Here is a 25,001-nt window from a genome sequence, read left to right as displayed (position 1 = left end):
GACCTCGGCAAAATTACCGAGGTCGGATTGCGATATTAACCGCAGCGGTTACATTTTGATGCTTGGATCTGTTGGAAGAAATCGTTGCCTTTATCATCTACCAAAATAAAAGCTGGGAAATCTTCGACTTCAATTTTCCAGATGGCTTCCATACCCAGCTCAGGGTACTCCACACATTCCAAACTCTTGATGCTGTTTTGCGCCAGGACGGCTGCGGGGCCACCAATGCTGCCCAGATAGAAGCCGCCGTGCTTGTGGCAGGCATCGGTGACTTGCTGGCTGCGGTTGCCCTTTGCCAGCATGATCATGCTGCCGCCATGGGATTGCAGCAGATCAACATAGGAATCCATGCGCCCTGCGGTGGTGGGGCCAAGTGAACCAGAAGCATAACCTTCCGGGGTTTTCGCAGGCCCTGCGTAGTAGATCGGATGATCTTTAATGTATTGCGGTAAACCTTCGCCGTTATCCAGCCGCTCTTTTAATTTGGCATGAGCAATATCACGGCCAACAATAATAGTGCCGGTCAGCGACAGACGGGTTGATACCGGATACTGTGACAGTTCTTTTAAGATATCGGCCATCGGGCGGTTAAGATCGATTTTAACCACTTTGCCTTCGGTGCTATGGCGCAGGTGCTCAGGAATATATTTTCCTGGGTTTTGTTCCAATTTCTCCAGCCAGATACCTTTGCGGTTAATTTTACCTTTGATATTCCGGTCAGCAGAGCAGGAAACCCCCATGCCGACTGGGCAGGAGGCTCCGTGACGCGGCAAACGCACCACCCGCACATCATGAGCAAAGTATTTACCGCCAAATTGCGCACCCAGACCTAAATCCTGTGCTGCTTCCAGCAGTTCTTGCTCCAGTTGGATATCACGGAAAGCTTGCCCGTGCTCATTGCCTTCGGTTGGCAGACCATCGTAATACTTGGTGGAGGCCAGTTTAACGGTTTTGAGCGTGCTTTCAGCTGAGGTGCCGCCGATAACAAAGGCGATATGGTACGGCGGGCAGGCAGCTGTACCCAAGGTACGCATTTTCTCAACCAGATAGTCTTTCAGCTTACCTGGAGAGAGCAGAGCCTTGGTTTCCTGATACAGATAGGTTTTGTTGGCTGAGCCGCCACCTTTGGTGACGAATAATAATTTATAATCTTCACCCTCAGTGCTGTACAGGTCGATTTGTGCTGGCAGGTTGGTGCCGGTATTCACTTCTTTGTACATATCCAGCGCCGCGTTTTGTGAGTAGCGCAGATTGTCTTCAATGAAAGTGTTATACACACCGCGTGACAGGGCTTCGGCATCATTCCCGCCGGTCCAGACGCGCTGGCCTTTTTTACCCACGATAATAGCCGTGCCGGTATCCTGACAGGTCGGTAAAATTCCTTTGGCTGAGATTTCAGAATTGCGCAGGAATTGCAGGGCAACATACTTATCATTTTCGCTGGCTTCCGGATCATCCAAAATAGCAGCAACTTGTTTTTGGTGAGCGGGACGGAGCAGGAATGAGGCATCGTGGAAAGCATGTTGGGCGAGGAGGGTCAGGGCTTCAGGCTCGACTTTTAGAATGTCGTGACCTTCAAACTGTGCGACCGAAACATGATTATTACTGACAAGGTAATACTCAGTATCGTCTTCCTTTAACGGGAAGGGATCCTGATAGTGGAACGGTTTGTTTGACATATTTTTCTCACATTCAACATCAGTTAGCGAAAGCGTTCGATAACAGAAACAATCGATAGAAGAACCAAGCCGATATTTTTTGTTTCCCCTTCGAACCTGAAGCTGCAGCGGTGTTAGCGGCGCTCACTCACCCGAATCACTTACTTGAGTAAGCTCATCGGGATTCATTTACTTGCCGCCTACCTGCAGCTCCAATCTCTTTGGGGATATGACTTTAACAAGAATTTTACTATAGATTGTCGGTGCGAGGCGATGGCTCCACCCTCTTTATAAAGGGTGGATCTCATTTTCCGCACTTATCGATGGTACAGGCAGGATGATGGTGGGACACTGGCCGACCGCCAGTATATAACACTGCAATATCCGGGCTTTTTATCGCTAAATTCTGCATGTGGCGCCATCACATGACGCTGCTTAGCGCCTCAGCGATGCGCTTAAATTTCTCAAAGCGCGTTCTTAACATTGAGTGCTTTTCCGCATTGGGTTGCAGGCGGGTGATGGGCGGCGGGCTGGCAGATATCGCTTGCTCAAAACCGCTGTAATAGCCACTTCCTACCGCTGCACACAGGGCCGCAGCCCGACAGCCAGATTGCTGAATATCGACAATTTCCAATGGCAAGTTACTGGCATCACAAAACATTTGCATCCAGATGACAGAATGCGTTGGGCCGCCAGTGAAACGAATGCAGTCAGTGTTATCACCCAGCGCGAGAATTTTGTCCTGATGTAACAGATGCGAAAAGACAATTCCCTGATAAATCGCGTAAACAATATCCTGAGTCGTGTGGTGCCCGCTAAGTCCTAACAGGCCGCCGCTGAGATTGGCGCTATGATTGGAGCCGTATAGCCACGGGAAGAAGAGAATATCTTCCGACTTTTCATAACCGAGTGCCGCCCACTGATTAAGTGTTTGATAGTTATCGGGTAAATCCGGCAAGAATTGTTGCACAAACCAGGCCAGATTACTGGCGGAAGTGGGGCTGCCTTCGTGAACAAAATAGGTGCCTGGGATACAATATTTTCCCCACACATAGGGGTAATCTGAGGGCTGTACACCCTCGAACACTCGGGTGGCAATTGACCAGGTTCCGGCCACGGCACTGAGCTGGTGGCTGTCATGCAAGCCAGAGGTTAAGGCTGCACCGACCACATCAAACATGCCGCCGAATACCGGTGTGCCAGGTTTTAAACCACTGACCTGCGCTGCTTGTTGACTGATAAAACCGGCCAATTCTGCCGAACCAATAATTGGAGCCGTTTTCTCCACGACTTCTTCAATGCCGAATATCTTCATCAGTTGTGGATCAAAGTGACCGCTGTACTGATTATAAAGATTGCTGCCAGAGATATTGGTTTCTTCGGTAGTAAACTCGCCTGTCAGGCGATAACGGATATAGTCATGCACCATTAACACATAGCCGCTGCGGTGATAATTTTCCGCTTCGTTCTCTTTGAGCCAGCGCAGCAGAGCCGCTGGGTGAGATGGCCACAGTTGTTGCAGGCTAAGTTCATACGCCTGATGGGCTTTGCCTTCTTTTTGCCAGCGGCTAACCAAGGCTTGCGCACGAGAGTCGGAGGAAACAATGCCGTGGCGCACCGGCTGACCCTGTTTATCCACCAGATATAACCCTTTACCGTGAGCCGAGAAACTGATGCCGCGAATATGCTCAGGCGAGACGCCAGCAGAGGTGTGCGCCGCATTGAGTGTCTGGTGGATGACCTGACAAGTCGCTGCCCACAGGTCTTCCATATCGCGCTCGCAAAAACCTGCTTGAGGGCTAAGCACTGGTAGAGCCTGCTCTGTAACAGCAATCTCGCGACCTTCGGCGGTGTAAACCCCGGCTTTGGTCACTGTGCCGCCTAGGTCAATGCCGAGAAAATAGTGGCTCATGAGGGCTCCTTAGCGCACGGCCTGTAAGGCATCGTTACTCCAACCCGCCAGACGCATTTTATCTTCAATCCAATGGCGAGCGTGGATGATTTCCAGCAAAGGTTCGGCTGACTTCTCTGTCCACATCTCAATCAAGAAAGTGCCGCGATAGTTCAAACGCCGCAGAGTTTTAAACAGATTAACAAAGTCGACACAGCCTTCACCGAAAGGCACATCACGAAATTGCCCCGGACAATCTGCGGTCACAGCGAAAGTATCTTTCAGATGAATGGCCGCAATGCGGTCAATACCACTCGCTAGCTCAGCATCAACTTCATTCCCCCACGCAGTGAGGTTGCCAATATCCGGATACACCGTAAACCACGGCGAGCCAATTTTATTGTCGAGCGCTTTCCACTTGCTGATGGAGTTCATAAATTGGGTATCCATGATTTCCACCGCGCACATCACTTGTGCCGCTGCTGCCTGCTGTGCAGCCCATGCCATTCCCTCTTCAAAACGGGTAATGGTTTCACTGTCTTGTGGTTCGTAATACACATCATAACCGGCAAGTTGAATGGTACGGATACCGAGATCTTGAGCCAACCGGATGGCCTGCAACATGATAGTGCGTGCTTGCTCACGAGTAGCAGCATCACGGCTGCCAAAGGGATAGCGGCGATGTGCGGACAGACAAAGTGTGGGAATTCTCACTCCTGTTTGTTGGATAGCGGTGATTACCGCCATACGCTCCTCTCGGCTCCAATTCAACCGCCCCAGGCGCTCGTCACTCTCATCAACTGACATCTCGACAAAGTCGAAACCGCAGGATTTCGCTACAGCCAGCTTTTCAACCCAACTGGTGCCCGCAGGCAGCGCTTTTTCATATATTCCTAATGGGTGAATTCGCATTACTTAGCTCTCCCTGTTGCCATTTTAGTCAAATGTTTCAATCGATTACTTTTCATGGCACGCTTCGCTTTCCATTTCTCTTTAAAGAATTTAAAGGCCAGCGCGAAGATAAGTGTGATCCCCCAAACTGCCAGATTGAAGTGCAGGCTGACACCGAGCAGGCTTAGGCCGGTGGCGATGACCTGCAACACCAACAGGGCACAAAACACATGACTGACTTTCCCTACACCACCAAATGGATTGGTGCCACCCAGCACTATCGCCAACACGGTCAGTAACAGATAAGAGTCGCCATATCCCATACGTGCTGAGTTAAAACGCGACATCATAATCAGGCCCGCTAATACGCATAACAGGCTGGATATAGAGTAGATGGCAATCATCACTCGGTCAGTGCGGATACCGCTGAACCAGGTTGCGTTGATATTGCTGCCACACATATAGATGGTTTTACCCAGCCGTGTTTTGCCTAATATCAGTGCCAGCACCAGTGATGCGACCACGAAAATAATCATCGGGATAGGGATGCCCATCACCACTTCGGACCCCATACTGCGCACAATCGGCGGCATACCACTGAGCGCAGCCCCTTTGGTCAGATAAACCCCGATGCCGCTAATTATGGTCATGCTGCCTAAGGTCACCAGAATGGGATGCGCACCGATGCGGGCAATCATCAGCCCGGTCAATGTTCCGATAACAACAGCAATCACTGCGGCTCCCAACAGGGCAATCACCAGCCATATCAGTTGTGTGGTCGTGCTGGCATCGGCCGGAACATATTGGATAAGCAACCAGGCCATAAACAGGCCGGTGAGGTTAGCTGTACCGATGATGGACAGATTCAGCCCGCCGCTGAGCATCGGGACAAACATGGCGAAGGTCAGCAGCCCTAACTCCGGCAATTGGAAGGCGATGCTCAAAAAGGTATTTTCAGTAAAGAAACGGCCGGGCATTGCCAGACTGAAAGCCAGTGTGGCCAGCGCACAAATACTCAATAACCCAGAGATGGTGCCGTCGATATGGAAAAATGTGTTCTTTTTCATAAATGCCCCTGTCAGACAAAGCCAACATCAGTTTCTTTGCGTTTTTTGTAATGGGTGACGCAAATGGCGGCGACGATCACCACGCCAATCACAATGTTGACGAAGTAGCTGGAAACGCCGATCAGGTTGAGGCCATTTTTCAAGATACCAATCAGGAATACGCCCATCAGTGTGCCGACCACCGAGCCGCGCCCGCCGGATAAGCTGGCTCCGCCCAACACTGCGGCGGCCAACACATCCAATTCGCCGCCCACCAGCGCACTCGGCACCACTTCACTCATGCGGTAGGTCTGCAACATGCCGCCGATGGCCGCGGTTGCCCCTAAATAGCCATAAGCGAACAGGTAAAGCAGCGACACGCGGATACCAATGCGGCGCGCAGATTCAGGGCTACCCCCAACGGCATACAATTGGCGGCCGATATGCGTTTTATTCAATAACAGCCAGGTGAGCAGAGCGATGGCGAGCATGACGATTAGCGGTAAGCCAATCTGGTAGCTCTCACCATCAAAGGTAAAGGGCAGAATGGATCGTTGGGTTATCCACCAGTCCGGCAAGTCATAAATACTGTGGCCGTTGGTTATCCACATCAGCATGCCAAACAGCAGCGATTGCATGCTGATGGTGATAATGATGGAAACGATATTCAGATAGTAAATCAGTATCGCATTGACGAAACCGAGTAATACCCCAATGGAGATGGCGATAACCAGGCATAAGACCGGGCTGGCAATGACATCATTGAGCAGCAGAGATGCCACCACGTATTGCACCACAGAGGCTACGGCGGCAAAGGAAATATCAATACCACCGGTCACCAGCACCACGAAAAGCCCGAGGGCAAAGACACCGGTTACGGCATAGCTTTCTGTCAGATCTAGCAGGTTTTGTATGGATAAAAACTCACTGCTGAGCAGGGAGAACAGGGCCAGCATAATGACGATAACCCAGGCCAGCCACCCTTCAACGGATTGCGGTTTAAGTCTGTTGATATTAGGCATTGATGGCCTCCGCAAGCTGTTGTTCAGTCATTTGATTCGGGATCAATTCATTGACGATGCGCCCTTGCTTCATATGCAGGATGCGGTCACAGTTGTAATAGGCCTCTGGTACTTCATCGGAGATAAGTAATACCGAGATGCCGACACCTGAAAGGCGATGAATTAGCTTGTAAATACTGTCTTTCGCACCGATATCGACCCCTACGGTGGGAGAGTCAAGAATCAATACTTTCGGTTTAGTCAGAATCCATTTCGCCAGTACCACTTTTTGCTGATTACCACCGGATAACGTCGACAGGGGGTTATCAGGATTGGTGACTTTAATGTCTAAATCTTTTACCCACTCCTGCACCAATGCGGCTTTTTTAGCCTCATCAATCAGGTAGATAGGGGTGCGGATACGTTGCAAAATCGACAGCATCATGTTGTCAGCAACCGATTGAGGTAGCACCGCCCCCAGTGTCAGGCGATCTTCAGAGACATAACCCATCCCCAGCTCAATGGCGCGGGTATTGTCTTTAATGCGCACCGGATTGCCATCAATGGTAATTTGGCCGCTATCTGGATGGGTGATGCCAAACAGGCTCAATGCCAGCTCTGTTCGTCCGGATCCCAGCAAACCGCATAGCCCTAAAACTTCACCGCGATGCAGGCTGAAAGAAATATTCTCAAACTGCCCTTTGCGGCTGAGATTATTCAGTTGCAGTACCACTTTGCCCTGTTCGGCATTCGGCAATTTTTGCTCGTGGGTAATGGTTAACCCAGTCATTAGCTCGGTAATCCTGCCAACGGAAAGATCGTTTGCTGGCCAGGTTCCCACTTTTTCACCATCGCGAATCACGGTAATGCGGTCTGAAATCTCTTTAACTTCATCTAATCGGTGGCTAACAAACACCACGGTGATGTTTTTGTCGCGCAAATAATTTACTGTGCGTAACAATTGATTGACTTCGGTTCGGGTGAGAGACGCGGTCGGCTCATCCATGATAACCAGTCGGGCATCAGCCACCAGTGCGCGGCAAATAGCGACTTGCTGGCGCTGCGCTATAGGTAGGTTCTGTACCAGTGCATCCGGGTCGATGGTAAAGGCCAGTTCTTGTAAAATTTGGCAGGCTTTCTGTTTGATTTTTGCTTTGCTGAACCAACCAAAGTAGCCTTTCAAGTTGTATTCGAAGGCAATGTTCTCTGCCACGCTCAGGTTAGGGAACAGCGACAAATCCTGATAGATAACCTGCACACCTAAATCGCGGGCGCGGTCAGGAGTTAAACGCGAGTGTGATTTATCGTCGATAATAATTTCACTGCCGTCATCAGGGGCATATACACCACTGATGGTTTTTATCAGCGTACTTTTGCCGCAGCCATTGGCTCCGGCCAAACAGTGCACTTCGCCTTTATTCAACGTCAGAGTGATATTTTTAAGTGCCTGATGCCCACCAAAGCTTTTTGATAGCTCTTTCAGTGTGATGAGCGGCACTCCTTTATCAACATCAGAAATATAAGTCATCGTGCAGTTCCCCGGAAAACAGCCTCAACATTGGGGCCGAAATATGAGCCGGGCAGGTCAGTACCCGGCGATACTTTTTAACTTAGACGTGACTTATAAGCCGAGCTTGACCAGGCGTTTGGTGTTTTCAATATCCAGTTTTTCTGGGTTATCACTGAGAATTGTGTTGCCCTTGGTTTTGATTTCGCCCATATCGCCCAGCTTGACACCATCTTTGATTGGCTCGCCATTCATCATGGCAGTGGCGACTTGCACAAAGACCTTACCGGCGACCATTGGATTAGAAATATAGCCACCGTCAATAGCGCCTTTCTCTAACAGCTTGATACCCTGACCCGGTGTAAATGTCCCGAAGACACAGGTGGTGTCGTTTTTCTTACGTTTATCAATTGCACGGCCTGCACCAATCGGGCCTTGTGAACCGAATGACATAATGCCTTTTAGATCTTTATGTTTCGATAGCAAGTCATTGGCGGTACGCATAGAATCATCGACTGATTCAGCTACGCCAAAACGGTCTTCAACCAGAACCATTTTTGGGTAATGTGCTTTTTGATAAGCAATCGCAGCATCGGCCCATTCATTGACCAGAGGCACCGTCAGACTACCGACGAACATGGCATATTTACCTTCTTCACCCATGCACTTCGCCATGTCTTTCATATGGTTAGCACCCATGCTTTGGGTATCAAGCAATTCGAAATCCCAGTCAGCATTGATTTGGCCCGGTGATTCATGGGTAATGACTTTAATACCCGCTTCCTGCGCCCGTTTCAGTACCGGTTCCAGCACCTTGGCATCATTAGGTACCACACCAATGACATCGACTTTCTTGGCAATTAAGTCTTCAATTGCTCGTACTTGCTCGGCAGGATCAGCGGTGGTAGGCCCCACTTGCCAGGCATTAACCCCCAGCGCCTGGCCTTCTTCTTTAATACCCTGTTCCATCACATTGAACCAAGGAATACCGCCCACTTTTACCACTACACCCATAGTGAACGGTTTATTGGCTTTTTGTGGAGCTTTACTGTCATCAGCCCAAGCTGCATGGGAAGCCATTAATGTCGTGATTAAGTAGGGTAAGATTAACTTTTTCATGATTAAATCCTCTGAAAGAACCATTAGTAAGCATCAAGACATCCGACCTTATATTCATATAAGGCAGCTTGGCTTATTCTTATTGTGTTACTATTTCACTGGTGTTGACGCTATTATTCGATGAATAATTTTGTTACTTATCTGATTCGATAATATTTAATTTAGGATTGTCGCTACGATAATTTTGTGAACTTAACCTGTTAGTAATAAGTATGTCGACTTCATCCAACATACATATTTTACAAAATGCATACTGATCAAACTTACTGGAGTCCGCTAATAATATTTTTTGCCCCGAGACTTGTAACATAACTTGTTTTAATTTCGCGTTAATGTCATTGCCATCGCGTACGCCACTTTCCTGATTAATCCCTTGGCAAGAGAAGAAAAAAGTATTGATCTGGAAATTACGTATGGCATTTTCTGCCACCGGGCCGTGAAAATCATCGTGGCGGGCTGAGTATTCACCACCAATACCAATAATGCGCACTTTGTCTCGGCAGGCCAGTGCCTGGATAATCTTCACTGAGTTGGTAACAACAGTAATTTCAATATCCGGTATCTGCCGCGCCAAAAACCAACAAGAACTACTGTTATCCAACAAAATACAGTCGCCTGGGTGAATAAATTGTAATGCCGCTTTAGCAATTTTCATTTTAATATCAGGGTGTTCTTCCGTACGCTTACGGAAAGACTCCGCTCTATCAATAGCATTAAGACTGTAGTGGGTCTCTTTCATATCAATGACCGACAGATCAGGGCCATCCAGTGCTACTGCACCGCCAAAACTGCGAATTAGTTTTTGCTTTTTTTCCAACACAGTCAGGTCACGACGAATGGTTTCTTGCGAGACTTGGCATAAGACAGATAACTCAGTCACCAGCGCCGAGCCTTGTTGCTGCACATGGCTACAAATGATTTTATAGCGTTCGGCTTGTAACATGTTTACCTCAACTGTTGTCTTAGCGCTTAATACCCTAAAGCACCCATCACATTCATGCTGTTATATTGGTATTTATCTGCTGTTTATACAGTGATTGAATTCATGTATTGCTTTAAGTCGTATTTTTCCCTGAATTTGTGTGGTGTAAATCATGTTTTAATTGTGCAATTTCTTTTGTTGCATGATTTAGTGTGATGAACATCTCATATAAAAGGCTTATTTTCTTTGTGAATGGGCATTGTTGGTAATGAAAGCACACAATCGGGCATTAAATAAATGACCGATGATGCCCGAGTGTGACTGTTTTCTTCTGTTTGATGATTGTGCAGTATTCCACATTCTTTAATTTAGCCATAAATAGGGTTAGGTTAGTTTGCCGACGGGTATTCTGTTTGGCGTTTTAAACCCTACGGTAAATAATGATTTTTGAACGCCGATGTGGAATTAACACTATTTTTAATTAACGGTTATTAATTAATCTGACGGCATTATGCATATCACTTCTGATTGTTAATTACCGTACTGAATATTATTTCATGAGGTGGCATTATGTTAGAACAGTTAAAACAGCAGGTTTTTGAAGCTAATTTAGCATTACCAAAATATAAGCTCGTGACATTTACCTGGGGGAATGTCAGTGGCATTGATCGCGATCGCGGGCTGGTGGTAATTAAACCTTCCGGTGTTGAATATGATGTGATGAGTGTTAATGACATGGTGGTGGTGGATTTAGTGACTGGTGAAGTCGTGGAGGGAAATAAAAAACCGTCTTCCGATACTGATACTCATCTGGTGCTGTACCGTGCATTTGCGGAGATTGGCGGCATTGTTCACACCCATTCGCGCCATGCCACTATCTGGGCGCAGGCCGGCAAGCCGCTTTCGGCATTAGGCACCACCCACGCCGACTATTTCTATGGTCCCATTCCTTGCACTCGTCTGATGACAGATACCGAGATTGCCGGTGATTATGAGCATGAAACTGGCAATGTTATTGTCGAAACCTTTGCCCAGCAGGCGCTGAGCGCAGCACAGGTGCCGGCTGTGTTGGTTAATGGTCATGGCCCATTTGCCTGGGGCAGTAATGCTGATAACGCGGTACATAATGCCGTCGTGTTGGAGGAAATTGCGTATATGAACCTTTTCACTCACCAGCTTGAACCCGCGGTGACTGATATGCAACAAACCTTGTTAGATAAACATTACCTGCGTAAACATGGCGCTAAAGCGTATTACGGCCAGTAATAGTCACCCAGTGGTAAATAACGGCTACGCCACTGGGCGCTATTCAGCATCGATATTCGAAATAACCTGTTCAACATCATCAAGTGTGCCGATTTTCACTTCGCCGGTTCTGCACATCTTGCTTTTATCTATCAGCAAAATGGATTGCGTCGCGCGCTTAAGGAGCATGGTCTTGAATTCGGCATTAAATGGGTTGGAATCCCACATAATGCCGTCAGTATCAATGCCCTCACATGAGAAGATAAACAGATCAATTTCGATAGTTTTCAGTAACGAAAAAAGAGCCGGATTCACATAACAGGCATATTTGCGTTGTAACTGCCCCCCGGCACTGATCAATTCGATATTTTGGTGCTTCGCCAATTCCTGACAAATTCGCACACTGTTGGTAAACACCGTGATATCAATATCCGGCAGTTTTTTGGCTAGATACCAGCAAGTGGAGCTGGCATCCAGTGCTATCACCATTCCGCTATCTATCAGAGATAAGGCATGCGCAGCAATGCTAGCTTTGCTGGAGAGATGGCTTTTCAGGCGGGTGGTGAAAGGATCACCACTGTCTTTAGTGGCACGTTTGATGCTTTTAGCTCGCCCGTGCTGGCGGATGATCAATCCTTGCGCCTGGAGTTCATTCAGGTCGCGGCGAATAGTTTCCTGACTAACCGCAAGTAAGTTAGCCAGGTCTGCCGTCGTCAGCGTTTCATGCTGTTTGATATGTTGCAGGATTTCCTGGTGACGGGACGCTTTCATGATCTTCTCCATCAGCGATGCCATGTATCTTATGCCAGATTAATACCAGCATTAAATACATGGCTAAAGGCGTGAGGTTACGTGATCATCGATTTAAAAAACAGGCGTCACCCCTTTCTTTAACAGAATATTGCCATACTTGGCGGTCTCTCCTGTGATGACGATCGCAAATGCTTGTTCGGCACGTTGGTAAAAGGCATAGCGGTCAATGCGCTCTACCGGCAGGGCTTTTTCTGTGCCGAAGAGGGCGTGTAAATAACGTTTCTCAACTGAAGCATCCAGCATATCGCCATCGACGGCCGCCATCATCACTAACGGTGGGGCGTAACTGTCTAATTCGAATAAAGGGATGGTGGCCTCCAACAAGGCACTGACCGATAACCCATCGGCATGAATCACTTGCGGCCCACCATTTTTACCAATGGCATGGGCGGGGAAATGGGCATCAGAGAAAATTATTTCATCGCCGTGGCCCATTTCTGCCAATGTTTTTAGCAGTTGTGGTGACAACAGTGGCGAGATGGTTTTAAGCATGACACTCTCCTTTTAGCGATACAGTCGCAGTCATCGGGGCAGGATGCGCGGTAAGTGATTGATAAAGCGGCTGTTGGTCTCCTGGATGATAATACTGATAGTGATAGTTGACCTGTGCGCGAGCCTCTTCAGCACTGGCGTAATAACCTGTTGCGTGCCAGGCAAATAGCGCCGCCCCCAGCACGGTTGTTTCTGACTCATCAATGACTTTGATGGGCAGATTTAGCACGTCGGCTTTGATCTGGTTCCACAGTGCATTGCGGCTGCCACCACCGACCAACAGCAATTCCCGAGTACGGAACTCACCAATCCTTTCCAGCACTGCCAGGTTATCTTTCAATTGCCAGGCAAGACTTTCTAATGCAGATCGGTAAAAGTGCCCACGTCGGCTCGACAGCGAAACGCCTTGCCAGCCGCCGGACAAGTTATGGTGCGAGTTTCCCAGCAAGTTGCAATCCATGCGCATGCCCTCGGCACCTGGCGCAATAGCGGCTGCTTCGGCAATCATCTGCTGGTAAACGTTGGCACAGGCATTGTCATGCCAGTAGAGTTGGCGGACCCACTCCAACACGCCAGAGGCTAGCCACTGTAAACCGGGGTTAAATAACCGCGGGCAACTATCCAACTCACAGGTCGAACCGGCAAATTGTGGCAGTAAGGTGGTATTCACATTCGGCGTTCGTACCATCAAAATTTCCCAAGTGCCGGATGACAGCACCGGTTGGTCTAAATCTGCACCTGAACCAAATAAAGCGAATTGAGTATCGTGACCGGCAGAAATCACCGGTAAACCCGCCGGTAAGCCCAGGTGAGAGGCGATGCCCGGTAACAACTGGCCGATGATTTCCCCTGCTGCGACCATCGGTGGGAATAAATCGGCCTGAATACCTATCTTTTGTAAAATAGCGCTACTGAATTCTTCTTGTTTCACATCTAGCAACTGGCTGGTGCCAGCCATCGTGCGATCCGTGGTGAATTCCCCGGTGAGGCGCTGGTTAATCAATGATGAAATAAATAGCCAGGCGTGGGCCTGCTCGACTAAATCTGGCCGATTCTCTTGCAGCCAAATTAGCTTGTATAAGGTGTTAAAGCTGAATTGACCAATGCCGGATATCTGCTGTAATTTTTCGGCAGACATATAGCGGGTAATATCGTCCATGACCGCCACTGTGCGCGGACACTTCCAACTGATAATTGGGTATAGCATGTTGCCACTGGCGTCCACTAAAGCGCCGTCCACGCCAAAAGTGGTTACGGTCACCGCATGGATCTTGCATTGATCAATCTGCGGTAATAATTGGCGGCAGCACTGAGCAAAACTCTGCAAAATGCCATCTAGCGGCCACAATTGCCATTGCGGATTGGCCGGATCGGGCTGGCTGTGGTTTGGCTGAACGGCTTTGGCGACCACGACACCTTGAGGATTAACTGCAATCGCCCGGATGTTGGTTGCGCCGCAATCTAAAACGATGACCACATCGCACTTCATAAAGGCTCCTGTCACTCGCACCAAGGGGCTTTCCTCTTGGCTTGATGTTATTAGCCGTCTGATAAGAGCCGCTTCCCTGCGCCCTTGATCAAACACCGTATTATTTTTTATATAATGGGCCGTAATTCTGGCAAGCACGGTAATCCTGTCCTTCAATATCCATACCGTGTGCACCCCAAGCCGTTGGCCGATAAACACTTTCTTCTTCCACGTTATGCATACAAACCGGAATACGCAGCATCGACGCCAATGTAATCAAGTCGGCACCCACATGGCCGATAGTCAGTACGCCGTGGTTAGCCCCCCAGTTCGCCATTACCGAATACACATCACTGAATGGCCCTTTACCCGTCAGGCGCGGAGCAAACCAGGTTGTTGGCCAGCTTGAATCAGTGCGTTTATCCAGCGTGTCATGCACCGATTTTGGCAATTCAACACTCCAGCCTTCAGCAATTTGCAATACCGGCCCGACCCCCTTAATCAGGTTGATACGGCTCATGGTAAATGGCACACCACCCCGAGTCAGGAAGCGTGAAGAGAAGCCACCTCCACGGAAGTATTCATGAATAGCCGGGCACCATTCAGTCGCCGCCAAACATGCATCGGCTTCTTGCTGACTGACTTGCCAGTGCGGTTTGATGGTGGGTTTACCGTGCGCATCGTTTTGGCAACAAGTACCATCCAGTGCGGCGGAACCCGAGTTAATCAAGTGGATAATGCCGTGTTCGGCTGCGCCTTCAAGTTGATGCCCTGTTACCCGTAATACTGCTTCCGGAGACCAATAGGTGCGCACATCGGCAAAGATTTGTGCGGTGCCGGTGAGGGTATGACCAAACAGCATCGCCACTCCATTGAGGCTGTCATTTTCGGTGGCGATAACCATAGGTTTACGCACCCCGTTCCAGTCAAATGAACTGTTCAACAGTGCTTCGGCGGTGTCACCGTTCGGGTATTGATCCGTCCAGTGGCGCTGCCCCTGGAAACCGGCTGCGATGGCGTTATAACCCAATGCTTCTTCACCAAAACCTTTGGCTGCCAGCTTAGCGTTACCTTGCATCATATCGCGGATACAAATGGCCATTTGCAGGCTTTCCCGCAGAACCGCACGGCTACTTTCCGGTGAGCGGCGATACTGTTCGGCATTTTTATCTGGCCCGAACTTGAAGTTGTTATCGGCCCAGGATAACGCTAGTTCCAGTTCTTGCTCATCATAGATTTTGTGATCAATACGGCGGCGCAATTCAGTCATATCAACCGCTTGCACTTTCATCCCTAACCAGGATTCAAAGAAGTTATGGTCAACGATGGAGCCAGCAATTCCCATAGAGACGCCCCCCAGAGACAGGTAGCTCTTGCCTTTCAAGCTGGCGACGGCTAGCCCTGCACGGGTGAAACGCAGCAGCTTTTCTTGCACATCGGCGGGGATACGGGTGTCATTGGCATCCTGTACGTCATGGCCGTAAATTGAGAACGCGGGTAGGCCTTTCTGATTATGTGCTGCCAGCGCAGCTGCCAAATAAACGGCTCCTGGGCGTTCGGTACCATTAAAGCCCCAAATAGCCTTCGGACGGAATGGGTCCATATCAATGGTTTCGCTGCCGTAGCACCAGCAAGGTGTCACGGTAATGGTCAACCCGATATTCTGTGCGCTGAATTTATCATCACAAGCGGCAGATTCTGCCATGCCAGCAATACAGGTATCAGCAATGACGCATTCAACAGGGGTTCCACACGGATGGCGCACCACTTCTTGCAGGAATTCTGCGGTGGCGCGAGCCATTTTCATGGTTTGTTCTTCCAGCGATTCACGCACCCCCATTCTGCGGCCATCAATAACTGGACGAATGCCAATTTTTGGTAATTGAATTGTCTTTTTCATAATAGATCCTTATGTTCTGTAGCAAATTTAATTTATCAGTCGCCCGCGAAATTAATTCGTAGGTACAGTTTTGAACTTGGCGAAAATAAAAATAATAGCGAAGCACAGTGCCGGAATAAGTTCTGCTGTCGGTATATTTCCCGCTGCATCACTGACCAGCCCCATAATAGGTGTCACAATACCGCCACCGACAATAGTCATTACAATGATGGACGCACCATATTTGGTGTCTTGATTCAGATTCTTAATGCCTAAAGAGAAAATGGTAGGGTACTGTATTGACATAAACATGCTGCATAACGTCAGTGCTAATAATCCAATGTGCCCCCCAAAGGCTGCCGAGATAATACATAGAAACATTGAAATTAATGCATAAGCGGCTAATACCTTCTCAGGCGCGAAGCGGGTAATTAACCAGGTTCCACTGAATCTGCCGATAAAGAAACATACCATGGTGGCAGTTAAATAATTAGCAGCATATCCGGGTGTGATATTTGGCAATTCCTCTATTGCATAGCGAATTAAATAACTCCAACAGGCTGTTTGTGCGCCGACATAACAGAACTGCGCTAATACTGCCCAGCGCCAGTGGGTTATTTTTAATAAACGAGGTAATGATGAAAAGAAAGAGCCATTATGCGTGTCATCAGACTCGCTTTTTATTGCAGGGAACCGAGTAATAAGAATCAATAGTGCAACAAAGATAACCACTGCTACAATAATTAGATAGGGTAGTTGTACCGCTTTGACCAAGCTATGGTGATAACTATTTAAATCCTCAACCGACAATTTATCTAATACTTCTTGTGTCTGATGGGGGACATTAGAGAGGATTAGGCTTTGTCCGAATACCACGGCGATAATGGCACCAAAAGAGTTAAATGTCTGCGCCAGGTTGATCCGAAAATGGCCGGTTTTCTCAGGCCCCAATACGGTAACAAAGGGATTAGCGGCTGTTTCCAGGCAACCCAAACCGGCTGCGATGATGAATAAACCGATTAAAAACAAAGTGTAATTCATCGTCTCTGCGGCAGGCCAAAACAGGGCTGCGCCAAAGGCGTAGAACAGAAGACCGGTGATGATCCCCGCTTTATAACTGAATCTTTTCATCAAGATGCCAGCCGGAATTGGGATCAGAAAATAACCGAAATAGAATGAGGATTGAATCAGGCCAGCCTGAAAATTAGTTAGCGTAAATGCCTGCTGAAACTGAGGTAATAAAATATCATTTAGGTTGTTTGCTACTGCCCAAAGAAAGAACAGCGAGCACAGCAACGCGAAAGGAATCAGATATCTTTTTTTATTTGTCGACTCGTCACTTACCGAGGCGGAAATTTTGGTGCTATCTGTTTGTATTAAAATATTTCCCATGGTGCCCTCGTCAGATACTTCACTCGTTCGAAAGTTCGTAATATTCGACGGAAATTTTTTTTTAATGAATGATATCTTTCGTTGGTAGACATGAGTTGTCCGAGCCCAAATTAAAATATCCTCATTGCGTTAAGTCCTGTTCTTTATAAGGTAAAAATAGCTAAAAAGTATGAACTGAATCACATTGGTAACTCAATGCTGATATTTTGTGATGGTAATCACTTTAAATAAAAACAATTCATGACCGTTTGAAATGAATTGTGTTTCAAACACACAAAGCTAATGACCGATTATTTTATTTTTGTCACAAACGGTCAATTAGCCATAAATATATATGTAAATGGATATTTGACTGTTTAGTCATGTTGTATTTTCAAACGGACATTTTATAAAAATAAATAATACGTAAAATGGCATTAAACAATGAATACTCATGATCTGGTTCACACTTTTATGTGCTTTATTTTTCACTTTAATTAAATGAGCGAAAAATATGCATCATCCCCACGTTTATTAACCCAGTACATTATTTAATGTATTTTTACATTTAGATATTTGCATCCCAGGAGAGGAACAAATGAAAAAAGAAGCATTGGCGCGCGACATTATTAATACTTGCCTTGAAATGACCCGCTTAGGCCTGAATCAGGGAACGGCTGGCAATGTTAGCGTACGCTATCAAGAGGGTTTTTTGATTACGCCGTCCGGTATCGCTTATGACAAGCTCACTGAGTCACATATTGTTTATATTGATGCTGAGGGGCACCACGAGGCGGGCAAAGTTCCTTCCAGTGAATGGCGCTTTCATCAGGCCGTTTACCAAACCCGGCCCGATGCCAATGCTGTGGTGCACAACCATTCAGTTCATTGCACGGCAGTTTCCATTCTAAATCGTCCGATTCCGGCCATTCATTACATGATTGCTGCCGCGGGTGGTGATGATATCCCTTGTGCGCCATATGCCACCTTTGGCACCAAAGCGCTTTCTGAACATGTCGCTGTGGCGATGAAAAATCGTAAAGCGACTTTGTTGCAGCATCATGGCTTGATTGCTTGTGAAGAAAACCTGGCGAAAGCACTGTGGCTGGCTCATGAGGTGGAGGTTTTGGCCACATTGCTACTGGCGATTTTACCGATTGTTGATGAGGTGCCGGTGTTATCTAAAGAGGAAATCAGTGTGGTATTGGAGAAATTCAAAACCTACGGTTTGCGGGTGGAAGACTAGCTTGTGGCTAAAAATAGCAGGTGGACAAAAACACCGAGGAATCAATCATGAATAGAATGATTTTAAATGAAACGGCGTGGTTTGGTCGCGGATCATTGGCGGCACTGACCGATGAGGTTACCCGGCGGGGTTATCAAAAAGCATTGGTCGTCACGGATAAAATACTGCTCGAATGTGGTGTGGCAATTCGTTTAATCAGTCGCCTGGAACAGGCCGGTTTGGATTTCGCCATTTTTGATGCCGTCAAACCCAATCCGACTATCAGTGTTGTGCAACAAGGGGTAGATGCTTTTCGCCAAAGTGGAGCGGATTACCTGATAGCCCTGGGGGGCGGCTCGCCACAGGATACCTGTAAAGCTATTGGTATTATTATCAATAACCCTGAATTTGCCGATGTGCGTAGTCTGGAAGGTGTCGCAGATACCCGTAAGCCTTGCGTACCTATTCTCGCTATCCCTACCACTGCAGGGACTGCTGCGGAAGTGACCATTAATTATGTGATTACTGACGAAGAGCGGCGGCGTAAATTTGTTTGCGTCGATCCTCATGCCATTCCCGCTGTAGCATTTATTGATGCCGATATGATGGACAGCATGCCAGCGGCGCTAAAAGCGGCGACGGGGGTTGATGCGTTAACACATGCTATCGAGGGATATTTGACGAAAGCCGCTTGGGAGCTAACCGATACTTTGCATCTCAAAGCCATTGAGGTTATCAGCCGTTCCTTGCGCGCAGCAGTAAAAGGTGATGCCACAGCGAGCGAAGATATGGCGCTTGGGCAGTATATTGCCGGTATGGGCTTTTCCAATGTGGGGCTGGGATTGGTGCATGGTATGGCTCACCCGCTTGGCGCGTTTTACAACATGGCACATGGCGTGGCTAATGCCATTTTATTGCCTTATATCATGCGCTATAACGCGGCTTGTACCGGTGAGCGCTTCCGCCAAATTGCAGTGGCGATGGGGCTGGATAACGCCTTGAATTTGCCGTTGGATCAGGTGCGAGAGCAAACCATTCAGGCGGTATTTGCACTGAATCGTGATATTGGTATCCCAGCCTCTCTCAGTGCTGTTGGGATGCGGGCTGATGATATCCCAGCACTGGCGGCTGCCGCCTTTGCCGATGTCTGTACTGGGGGCAATCCGCGTGAAGCCTCGGTTGATGAGATTATGACGCTTTATCATCAAGCTTGCTGAAAGAACGGTTATTCGTCACAAATTGATTATAAAGTCATGAGGAAAGTTTAATCCTCATGGCTTTATTGATACCAAACAACTCCGACTATACCCAAAAGAGGTAGGGTCACTGATGCGGGCGGTATTTTATCATCCTAACTATAACAAATTGCTATCACTGAGCCACCGCGCTCTGTCTTAACTATCCCTCCCGCTGAATGATTCATTTTTTTGAATTAATCGGATTTCATCTATTGCGATGTTCTCCATTTTCTGGAATGCAACCAAGTGGGAATCTTATGAAAGAGACCAACCAATCCCGACTGTTAACGGCAGAAATTACGCGCCGAAAACTTGTTCAAACGACAGTCGTCGGTGGCCTTGCCGTGGCTACCGGAGCGTTTTCGCTACCGTTTTCCCGCACCGCACAGGCTGTCCAATCGGTAATAAACCCGGCTAATGATGGCAAAGTGATATGGAGTGCTTGCACCGTTAACTGCGGCAGCCGTTGCCCATTGCGCATGCATGTGCTTGATGGAGAGATTAAATATGTCGAAACGGATAATACTGGTGATGATGATTTTGAGGGTTTACATCAGGTGCGTGCCTGTTTACGTGGCCGCTCGATGCGTCGGCGGGTGTATAACCCCGACCGATTGAAATACCCAATGAAACGAGTAGGTGCGCGCGGGGAAGGCAAGTTTAAACGTATTTCATGGGATGAGGCATTTGATATCCTCGCTGCCAGTATGAAAAGCATCATTAGTGAGTATGGAAATGAAGCCGTCTATTTGAACTACGGCACGGGTACGCTGGGCGGCACCATGACCCGCTCGTGGCCCCCGGGTTCAACCTTATTGGCTCGATTGATGAATTGCTGTGGCGGCTATCTTAATCATTATGGTGATTACAGCACCGCACAGATTGCAGCCGGCCTGAATTATACCTATGGCGGTTGGGCCGACGGTAATAGCCCATCAGATATTGAAAACAGCAAATTGGTGGTGTTGTTTGGCAATAACCCCGGCGAAACCCGGATGAGTGGTGGCGGTGTCACTTATTATCTGGAGCAGGCGCGGGAGATGTCTAACGCCAAGATGATTGTTATTGATCCGCGTTATACCGATACCGCGGCAGGCCGTGAGGATGAATGGATACCGCTGCGGCCAGGAACGGATGCCGCTCTCGCCTGCGCACTGGCTTATGTGATGATTAGCGAGAATCTGGTGGATCAGCCGTTTCTCGATAAATATTGCGTGGGCTATGACGAGAAAACCCTACCCGAAGACGCGCCGAAGAATAGTCATTATAAAGCCTATATTTTAGGACAGGGCACAGATAAAACCGCCAAAACACCACAGTGGGCGGAGGCTATCACCGGTATTCCCGCCGCAAAAATAATTAAGTTGGGCCGCGAAATTGGCTCGGTGAAACCCGCTTATATCGCGCAGGGGTGGGGGCCACAGCGCCATGCTAATGGCGAAAATACCAGTCGCGCAATTGCCATGCTGGCTATCTTGACCGGTAACGTGGGGATCAATGGTGGCAATTCCGGTGCGCGTGAAGGCTCTTATGGCCTGCCGTTTGTCCGTATGCCGACGTTGGAAAACCCAATTAAAACCAGCATTTCAATGTTTCTGTGGACTGATGCCATTGAGCGCGGTCCTGAAATGACCGCTACCCGCGACGGAGTACGGGGTAAAGATAAACTGGACGTGCCCATCAAGTTTATCTGGAACTATGCCAGTAACTGCTTGATTAATCAGCATGCAGAAATAAACCGTACTCATGACATTCTGCAAGACGATAAGAAATGCGAAATGATTGTGGTCATCGATAACCACATGACGTCTTCAGCCCAATATGCCGACATCATTCTGCCAGACTGTACCGCATCCGAGCAGATGGACTTCTGCCTCGATGCATCGAGTGGCAACATGGCGTATGTGATCTTCGCCGATCAGGTGATCAAACCGCGCTTTGAGTGCAAGAACATCTATGAAATGACCAGTGAGCTGGCAAAACGTATGGGGGTGGAGCAGCAATTTACCGAAGGGCGTACGCAAGAGGGCTGGCTGCGCCATCTCTATCAGCAATCACAGGAAGCCATTCCTGAGCTGCCTTCCTTTGATGAATTCCGCGAGCAGGGCATTTTCAAAAAACGCGATCCGGCAGGGCATCATGTTGCCTATAAAGCCTTCCGCGCCGATCCGGTTGCTAACCCGCTCACCACGCCATCGGGCAAAATTGAAATCTACTCTGCCGAGTTAGCACAAATTGCCGCGACCTGGGAGTTACAACCAGATGATGTTATTGATCCGCTGCCAGTGTATGCCGCTGGATTCGAAAGTTTTGACGATCCCCTAAATCAGAAGTATCCATTACAACTCACCGGATTCCATTACAAAGCCCGAACTCACTCGACTTACGGCAACGTCGACGTACTGAAAGCTTCTTGCCGTCAGGAAATGTGGATTAACCCACTTGATGCCAGAGAACGCGACATCAAAAATGGCGATATTGTGCGGATATTCAATGGCCGTGGCGAAGTTCAGATTAACGCCAAAGTCACGCCGCGCATGATGCCGGGTGTTGTGGCGCTAGGGGAGGGGGCGTGGTACAGCCCGGATGAAAATCGCATTGACAGAGCGGGCAGCATCAACGTATTGACCACACAGCGCCCCTCTCCGTTGGCGAAAGGGAATCCATCCCATACCAACCTCGTTCAAGTAACCAAGGCTTAAGGAGCTAACTGATGACGCAATATGGCTTTTACATCGACTCCAGCCGGTGCACAGGGTGCAAAACTTGCGAGCTGGCATGCAAAGATTTCAAAAACTTATCAACCGATGTGAGCTTTCGGCGCATTTACGAATATGCCGGAGGTGACTGGCAGCAGGCTAACGGTGCATGGCAGCAGAATGTGTTTGCTTACTATCTTTCTATTGCCTGCAACCACTGTAGTGACCCCGCCTGTACCAAAGTATGCCCGACTGGCGCGATGCATAAACGCGATGATGGTTTTGTTGTAGTGAACGAGGATATTTGTATCGGTTGCCGCTACTGCCATATGGCCTGCCCGTATGGTGCGCCGCAGTATGACGAAGCAAAAGGGCATATGACCAAGTGTGACGGCTGCTATGAGAGAGTCGCCGCTGGTAAGAAGCCGATTTGTGTCGACTCCTGCCCATTACGAGCGCTGGATATGGCACCTATCGATGAGCTTCGTGAGAAATACGGTGAATTGGCCGAAGTTGCCCCACTGCCCGCCGCTCATTTCACGTTACCGAATATTGTCGTGAAACCGAATGCCAACAGCCGCCCGGTCAGAGATACCACCGGTCATCTGGCAAATCCGAAGGAGGTATAGCATGGGTATGGGATGGCATGAATGGCCATTGATGGTCTTTACGGTACTGGGACAGTGCGTAGTCGGGGGCTTTATTGTTCTTGGGCTGGCATTGATATTTGGCGGCTTGAGCCGTGGACAACAACAGCGTGTTCACCGCAGCATGTTTGTCTTATGGGTGTTGATGGCTTTGGCTTTCATTGCCTCGACATTGCATTTGGGCTCGCCCATGCGGGCATTCAACTCGTTAAATCGGGTCGGTGAATCGGCGCTGAGTAATGAGATAGCCGCCGGTTCGGTGTTCTTTGCCGTAGCGGGTTTTTACTGGTTGCTGGCGATTTTGGATAAGATGCCCGCGCTGTTCGGTAAAATCTGGTTGGTGGTAGCAATGGTGTTGGGTGTGGTATTCGTTTATGCCATGTGTCGGGTTTATTCCATTGATACAGTACCCACCTGGGATAACCTTTATACCCCACTGGGCTTTGTGCTGACCGTCTTTATTGGCGGGCCAATGTTGGGTTATTTACTGCTGCAATGGGCGGATATCAATGGGCGGGCGATGCGACAGCTGCCGATGATCAGTGTGTTAGCACTGATTATCAGTCTCGCCAGTGTCATTATGCAGGCCGCGAGTTTGCCGCTGATTTACAGTTCGGTGCAGCAAGCCTCCCAGCTCATCCCTGATTACGGCACCTTGATGGTCTGGCGTTTGGTGTTGCTGGTATTAGGATTGGGCTGTTGGATTTGCCCCTTAATTCGAGGGCGCACACCCATGACACTCGGGATGATATTTGCCATGTTGTTGATTATTGTCGCTGAATTGATTGGTCGAGGCGTGTTCTACGGGCTGCATATGACGGTAGGAATGACATGATTTATCAGCAAGTTGCATTGACAGGCCGGGTGTTGGGCGCACTATTTTATTGCGAGCCAGACAGTCCGGCATGCCATGATATTGTGACGCAATTAAGTCATGGGTTATGGGTGGCACAGTGGCCTTATGGCTCGGAACAGCAACGGCTAGCGATTGCCGCTTTACTGGCGCAATCAGCAACCGAAGAAACGCGAGAAGAGGCTTGGCAGCGACTGTTTATTGGCCCTTATGCTTTGCCTACCCCGCCTTGGGGCTCTGTTTATCTCGATAAAGAGAATGTGTTATTTGGCGATTCCACCTTAAAACTGCGTCACTGGATGGCGCAACAGCAAGTGGAAGTGACATTGGATCAGGATGAGCCGGAAGATCAGTTTGGTTTAATGCTGATGATGGCCGCCTGGCTGGCAGAGCATCAACCAGCCGGTTTGCCCGAGTTACTGGCAGATCACTTACTGCCTTGGGGGTATCGCTATCTGGTTTTGCTGCAATCCGACGCCGGGCATCCGTTTTATCAAGGGCTGGCTCAACTGGCAACTCTGACGCTCACCCATTGGCAAAATGAATTGCAGGTGACACCAGCAGTGGTTGAGTTGTATCGCTAGTACTCAGGAAATAGGTTCTATTTAAGATAGATATTATTTTCACGATATTAACTTTATCTTTCTTTGGTCCAGTCTTCTATTGAGAGGGCTGGAGCCATTGAAAACGCTTTATCGTTAGTCACTAAAATGGCTCCAAGGCTTAGTGCATGAGCTGCAATTAATTGATCCAGCGCCCCCATGACATGTCCTTTCTTTTCCATTTTTGCACGTAGTTTGCCATAGCATTCTGCTGCTTCACTATCCCAGACTTGTAAGGTCACTGAGTCCAGTAAGGCTGCTACTGTTGCTTTTAGCGTTTTACTTTGGCGTTTTGCTATTCCGTAGAGCAATTCAGCTTCTGTAATGCTGGAGATACAGACATCAGAAGGTTTCACCTGTTGTATGTTTATCAAAACATTAGGGTGGCGTCGAAATAGATGGCTCACTGTATTTGTATCAAGCATGTACATTGG

General features: G+C 48.4%; 21 protein-coding genes. 7 read left to right on the top strand and 14 right to left on the bottom strand.

Annotated elements, in window-relative coordinates; translation table 11 throughout:
* Nucleotides 1–35: 35 nt before the first annotated feature.
* The 8 genes from fumA to ACF3VQ_RS16265 form a co-directional block, all read right to left on the bottom strand.
* A complete protein-coding gene (gene fumA / locus ACF3VQ_RS16300) occupies nucleotides 36–1,679 on the bottom strand; it encodes a class I fumarate hydratase FumA (RefSeq protein ID WP_392432163.1) in 1,644 nt (547 codons plus the stop codon).
* A 400-nt stretch (nucleotides 1,680–2,079) separates the two neighbouring features.
* Complete coding sequence (locus tag ACF3VQ_RS16295; RefSeq protein ID WP_392432162.1) at nucleotides 2,080–3,570, bottom strand: FGGY-family carbohydrate kinase; 1,491 nt, start codon at nucleotides 3,568–3,570, stop codon at nucleotides 2,080–2,082.
* Nucleotides 3,571–3,579: 9 nt separating this feature from the next.
* Nucleotides 3,580–4,461: an L-ribulose-5-phosphate 3-epimerase gene (locus ACF3VQ_RS16290; protein WP_392432161.1), complete on the bottom strand. Its 882-nt coding sequence runs from the start codon at nucleotides 4,459–4,461 to the stop codon at nucleotides 3,580–3,582.
* On the bottom strand, nucleotides 4,461–5,507 hold the full coding sequence (locus tag ACF3VQ_RS16285; protein ID WP_392432160.1) for an ABC transporter permease: 1,047 nt from the start codon (nucleotides 5,505–5,507) through the stop codon (nucleotides 4,461–4,463). Before ACF3VQ_RS16285 ends, ACF3VQ_RS16290 begins: the two co-directional genes overlap by 1 nt.
* 11 nt (nucleotides 5,508–5,518) lie before the next feature.
* Nucleotides 5,519–6,508 (bottom strand): ABC transporter permease, encoded by a 990-nt coding sequence (locus tag ACF3VQ_RS16280; RefSeq protein WP_392432159.1) that lies wholly within the window; start codon nucleotides 6,506–6,508, stop codon nucleotides 5,519–5,521.
* On the bottom strand, nucleotides 6,501–8,015 hold the full coding sequence (locus ACF3VQ_RS16275; protein WP_392432158.1) for a sugar ABC transporter ATP-binding protein: 1,515 nt from the start codon (nucleotides 8,013–8,015) through the stop codon (nucleotides 6,501–6,503). The genes ACF3VQ_RS16280 and ACF3VQ_RS16275 overlap by 8 nt, the downstream gene beginning before the upstream one ends.
* Nucleotides 8,016–8,108: 93 nt before the next feature.
* On the bottom strand, nucleotides 8,109–9,113 hold the full coding sequence (locus tag ACF3VQ_RS16270) for a substrate-binding domain-containing protein (RefSeq protein WP_392432157.1): 1,005 nt from the start codon (nucleotides 9,111–9,113) through the stop codon (nucleotides 8,109–8,111).
* A 133-nt stretch (nucleotides 9,114–9,246) separates the two neighbouring features.
* Nucleotides 9,247–10,056, bottom strand: a complete 810-nt coding sequence (locus ACF3VQ_RS16265; protein ID WP_392432156.1) for a DeoR/GlpR family DNA-binding transcription regulator — start codon at nucleotides 10,054–10,056, stop codon at nucleotides 9,247–9,249.
* A gap of 549 nt (nucleotides 10,057–10,605) precedes the next feature.
* Between ACF3VQ_RS16265 and ACF3VQ_RS16260 the strand changes: the two genes are divergently transcribed.
* The gene (locus tag ACF3VQ_RS16260) at nucleotides 10,606–11,301 is read left to right on the top strand and encodes an L-ribulose-5-phosphate 4-epimerase (RefSeq protein ID WP_392432155.1); all 696 of its coding nucleotides are present in this window, start codon (nucleotides 10,606–10,608) and stop codon (nucleotides 11,299–11,301) included.
* A 39-nt stretch (nucleotides 11,302–11,340) separates the two neighbouring features.
* Here the strand turns inward: ACF3VQ_RS16260 and fucR are convergent, their stop codons facing one another.
* From fucR to fucP, 5 genes are all read right to left on the bottom strand, one after another.
* On the bottom strand, nucleotides 11,341–12,051 hold the full coding sequence (fucR, locus tag ACF3VQ_RS16255) for an L-fucose operon activator (protein ID WP_019080383.1): 711 nt from the start codon (nucleotides 12,049–12,051) through the stop codon (nucleotides 11,341–11,343).
* A 93-nt stretch (nucleotides 12,052–12,144) separates the two neighbouring features.
* Nucleotides 12,145–12,585 carry an L-fucose mutarotase gene (gene fucU, locus ACF3VQ_RS16250; RefSeq protein WP_392432154.1) on the bottom strand — a complete coding sequence of 147 codons (441 nt, stop codon included), beginning with the start codon at nucleotides 12,583–12,585 and terminating at the stop codon, nucleotides 12,145–12,147.
* Nucleotides 12,578–14,074, bottom strand: a complete 1,497-nt coding sequence (gene fucK, locus ACF3VQ_RS16245) for an L-fuculokinase (protein ID WP_392432153.1) — start codon at nucleotides 14,072–14,074, stop codon at nucleotides 12,578–12,580. The genes fucU and fucK overlap by 8 nt, the downstream gene beginning before the upstream one ends.
* A gap of 100 nt (nucleotides 14,075–14,174) precedes the next feature.
* Entirely contained in the window at nucleotides 14,175–15,953 is a 1,779-nt protein-coding gene (gene fucI, locus ACF3VQ_RS16240) for an L-fucose isomerase (RefSeq protein WP_392432152.1), read from the bottom strand.
* 51 nt (nucleotides 15,954–16,004) lie between these two features.
* Nucleotides 16,005–17,324: an L-fucose:H+ symporter permease gene (fucP, locus tag ACF3VQ_RS16235; RefSeq protein WP_392432151.1), complete on the bottom strand. Its 1,320-nt coding sequence runs from the start codon at nucleotides 17,322–17,324 to the stop codon at nucleotides 16,005–16,007.
* Nucleotides 17,325–17,901: 577 nt separating this feature from the next.
* Between fucP and ACF3VQ_RS16230 the strand changes: the two genes are divergently transcribed.
* From ACF3VQ_RS16230 to dmsD, 6 genes are all read left to right on the top strand, one after another.
* Nucleotides 17,902–18,549 carry an L-fuculose-phosphate aldolase gene (locus ACF3VQ_RS16230; protein ID WP_392432150.1) on the top strand — a complete coding sequence of 216 codons (648 nt, stop codon included), beginning with the start codon at nucleotides 17,902–17,904 and terminating at the stop codon, nucleotides 18,547–18,549.
* A gap of 44 nt (nucleotides 18,550–18,593) precedes the next feature.
* Nucleotides 18,594–19,745 carry a lactaldehyde reductase gene (gene fucO, locus ACF3VQ_RS16225; protein WP_392435643.1) on the top strand — a complete coding sequence of 384 codons (1,152 nt, stop codon included), beginning with the start codon at nucleotides 18,594–18,596 and terminating at the stop codon, nucleotides 19,743–19,745.
* Between the two features lie 278 nt (nucleotides 19,746–20,023).
* Nucleotides 20,024–22,468 (top strand): dimethylsulfoxide reductase subunit A, encoded by a 2,445-nt coding sequence (gene dmsA / locus ACF3VQ_RS16220; RefSeq protein WP_392432149.1) that lies wholly within the window; start codon nucleotides 20,024–20,026, stop codon nucleotides 22,466–22,468.
* 8 nt (nucleotides 22,469–22,476) lie between these two features.
* Nucleotides 22,477–23,094 carry a DMSO/selenate family reductase complex B subunit gene (locus ACF3VQ_RS16215; protein WP_392435641.1) on the top strand — a complete coding sequence of 206 codons (618 nt, stop codon included), beginning with the start codon at nucleotides 22,477–22,479 and terminating at the stop codon, nucleotides 23,092–23,094.
* A gap of 1 nt (nucleotide 23,095) precedes the next feature.
* Nucleotides 23,096–23,947, top strand: coding sequence for a dimethyl sulfoxide reductase anchor subunit family protein (locus tag ACF3VQ_RS16210; protein WP_392432148.1), 852 nt, complete (start codon nucleotides 23,096–23,098; stop codon nucleotides 23,945–23,947).
* Complete coding sequence (gene dmsD / locus ACF3VQ_RS16205; protein ID WP_392432147.1) at nucleotides 23,944–24,549, top strand: Tat proofreading chaperone DmsD; 606 nt, start codon at nucleotides 23,944–23,946, stop codon at nucleotides 24,547–24,549. The genes ACF3VQ_RS16210 and dmsD overlap by 4 nt, the downstream gene beginning before the upstream one ends.
* Before the next feature lie 53 nt (nucleotides 24,550–24,602).
* On the opposite strand, the gene ACF3VQ_RS16200 is transcribed toward dmsD, so the two are convergent.
* A complete protein-coding gene (locus ACF3VQ_RS16200) occupies nucleotides 24,603–24,998 on the bottom strand; it encodes a type II toxin-antitoxin system VapC family toxin (RefSeq protein WP_392435639.1) in 396 nt (131 codons plus the stop codon).
* Nucleotides 24,999–25,001: the final 3 nt, after the last annotated feature.

It is taken from the genome of Yersinia fenwicki (genome assembly GCF_043099325.1).
Taxonomy (GTDB): domain Bacteria; phylum Pseudomonadota; class Gammaproteobacteria; order Enterobacterales; family Enterobacteriaceae; genus Yersinia.
Note: the sequence above shows the minus strand (reverse complement) of the source record. Positions and strands in the feature narration are given on the sequence as shown.

Coding starts and splice junctions, on each gene's coding strand:
- fucK (WP_392432153.1), bottom strand. CDS start 14,074: ATGAAGTGCGATGTGGTCATCGTTTTAGATTGCGGCGCAACCAACATC.
- ACF3VQ_RS16270 (WP_392432157.1), bottom strand. CDS start 9,113: ATGAAAAAGTTAATCTTACCCTACTTAATCACGACATTAATGGCTTCC.
- dmsA (WP_392432149.1), top strand. CDS start 20,024: ATGAAAGAGACCAACCAATCCCGACTGTTAACGGCAGAAATTACGCGC.
- fucR (WP_019080383.1), bottom strand. CDS start 12,051: ATGAAAGCGTCCCGTCACCAGGAAATCCTGCAACATATCAAACAGCAT.
- ACF3VQ_RS16275 (WP_392432158.1), bottom strand. CDS start 8,015: ATGACTTATATTTCTGATGTTGATAAAGGAGTGCCGCTCATCACACTG.
- ACF3VQ_RS16295 (WP_392432162.1), bottom strand. CDS start 3,570: ATGAGCCACTATTTTCTCGGCATTGACCTAGGCGGCACAGTGACCAAA.
- ACF3VQ_RS16200 (WP_392435639.1), bottom strand. CDS start 24,998: ATGTACATGCTTGATACAAATACAGTGAGCCATCTATTTCGACGCCAC.
- ACF3VQ_RS16285 (WP_392432160.1), bottom strand. CDS start 5,507: ATGAAAAAGAACACATTTTTCCATATCGACGGCACCATCTCTGGGTTA.
- dmsD (WP_392432147.1), top strand. CDS start 23,944: ATGATTTATCAGCAAGTTGCATTGACAGGCCGGGTGTTGGGCGCACTA.
- ACF3VQ_RS16210 (WP_392432148.1), top strand. CDS start 23,096: ATGGGTATGGGATGGCATGAATGGCCATTGATGGTCTTTACGGTACTG.
- fucU (WP_392432154.1), bottom strand. CDS start 12,585: ATGCTTAAAACCATCTCGCCACTGTTGTCACCACAACTGCTAAAAACA.
- fucP (WP_392432151.1), bottom strand. CDS start 17,324: ATGGGAAATATTTTAATACAAACAGATAGCACCAAAATTTCCGCCTCG.
- ACF3VQ_RS16265 (WP_392432156.1), bottom strand. CDS start 10,056: ATGTTACAAGCCGAACGCTATAAAATCATTTGTAGCCATGTGCAGCAA.
- ACF3VQ_RS16290 (WP_392432161.1), bottom strand. CDS start 4,461: ATGCGAATTCACCCATTAGGAATATATGAAAAAGCGCTGCCTGCGGGC.
- ACF3VQ_RS16260 (WP_392432155.1), top strand. CDS start 10,606: ATGTTAGAACAGTTAAAACAGCAGGTTTTTGAAGCTAATTTAGCATTA.
- ACF3VQ_RS16280 (WP_392432159.1), bottom strand. CDS start 6,508: ATGCCTAATATCAACAGACTTAAACCGCAATCCGTTGAAGGGTGGCTG.
- fumA (WP_392432163.1), bottom strand. CDS start 1,679: ATGTCAAACAAACCGTTCCACTATCAGGATCCCTTCCCGTTAAAGGAA.
- ACF3VQ_RS16230 (WP_392432150.1), top strand. CDS start 17,902: ATGAAAAAAGAAGCATTGGCGCGCGACATTATTAATACTTGCCTTGAA.
- fucI (WP_392432152.1), bottom strand. CDS start 15,953: ATGAAAAAGACAATTCAATTACCAAAAATTGGCATTCGTCCAGTTATT.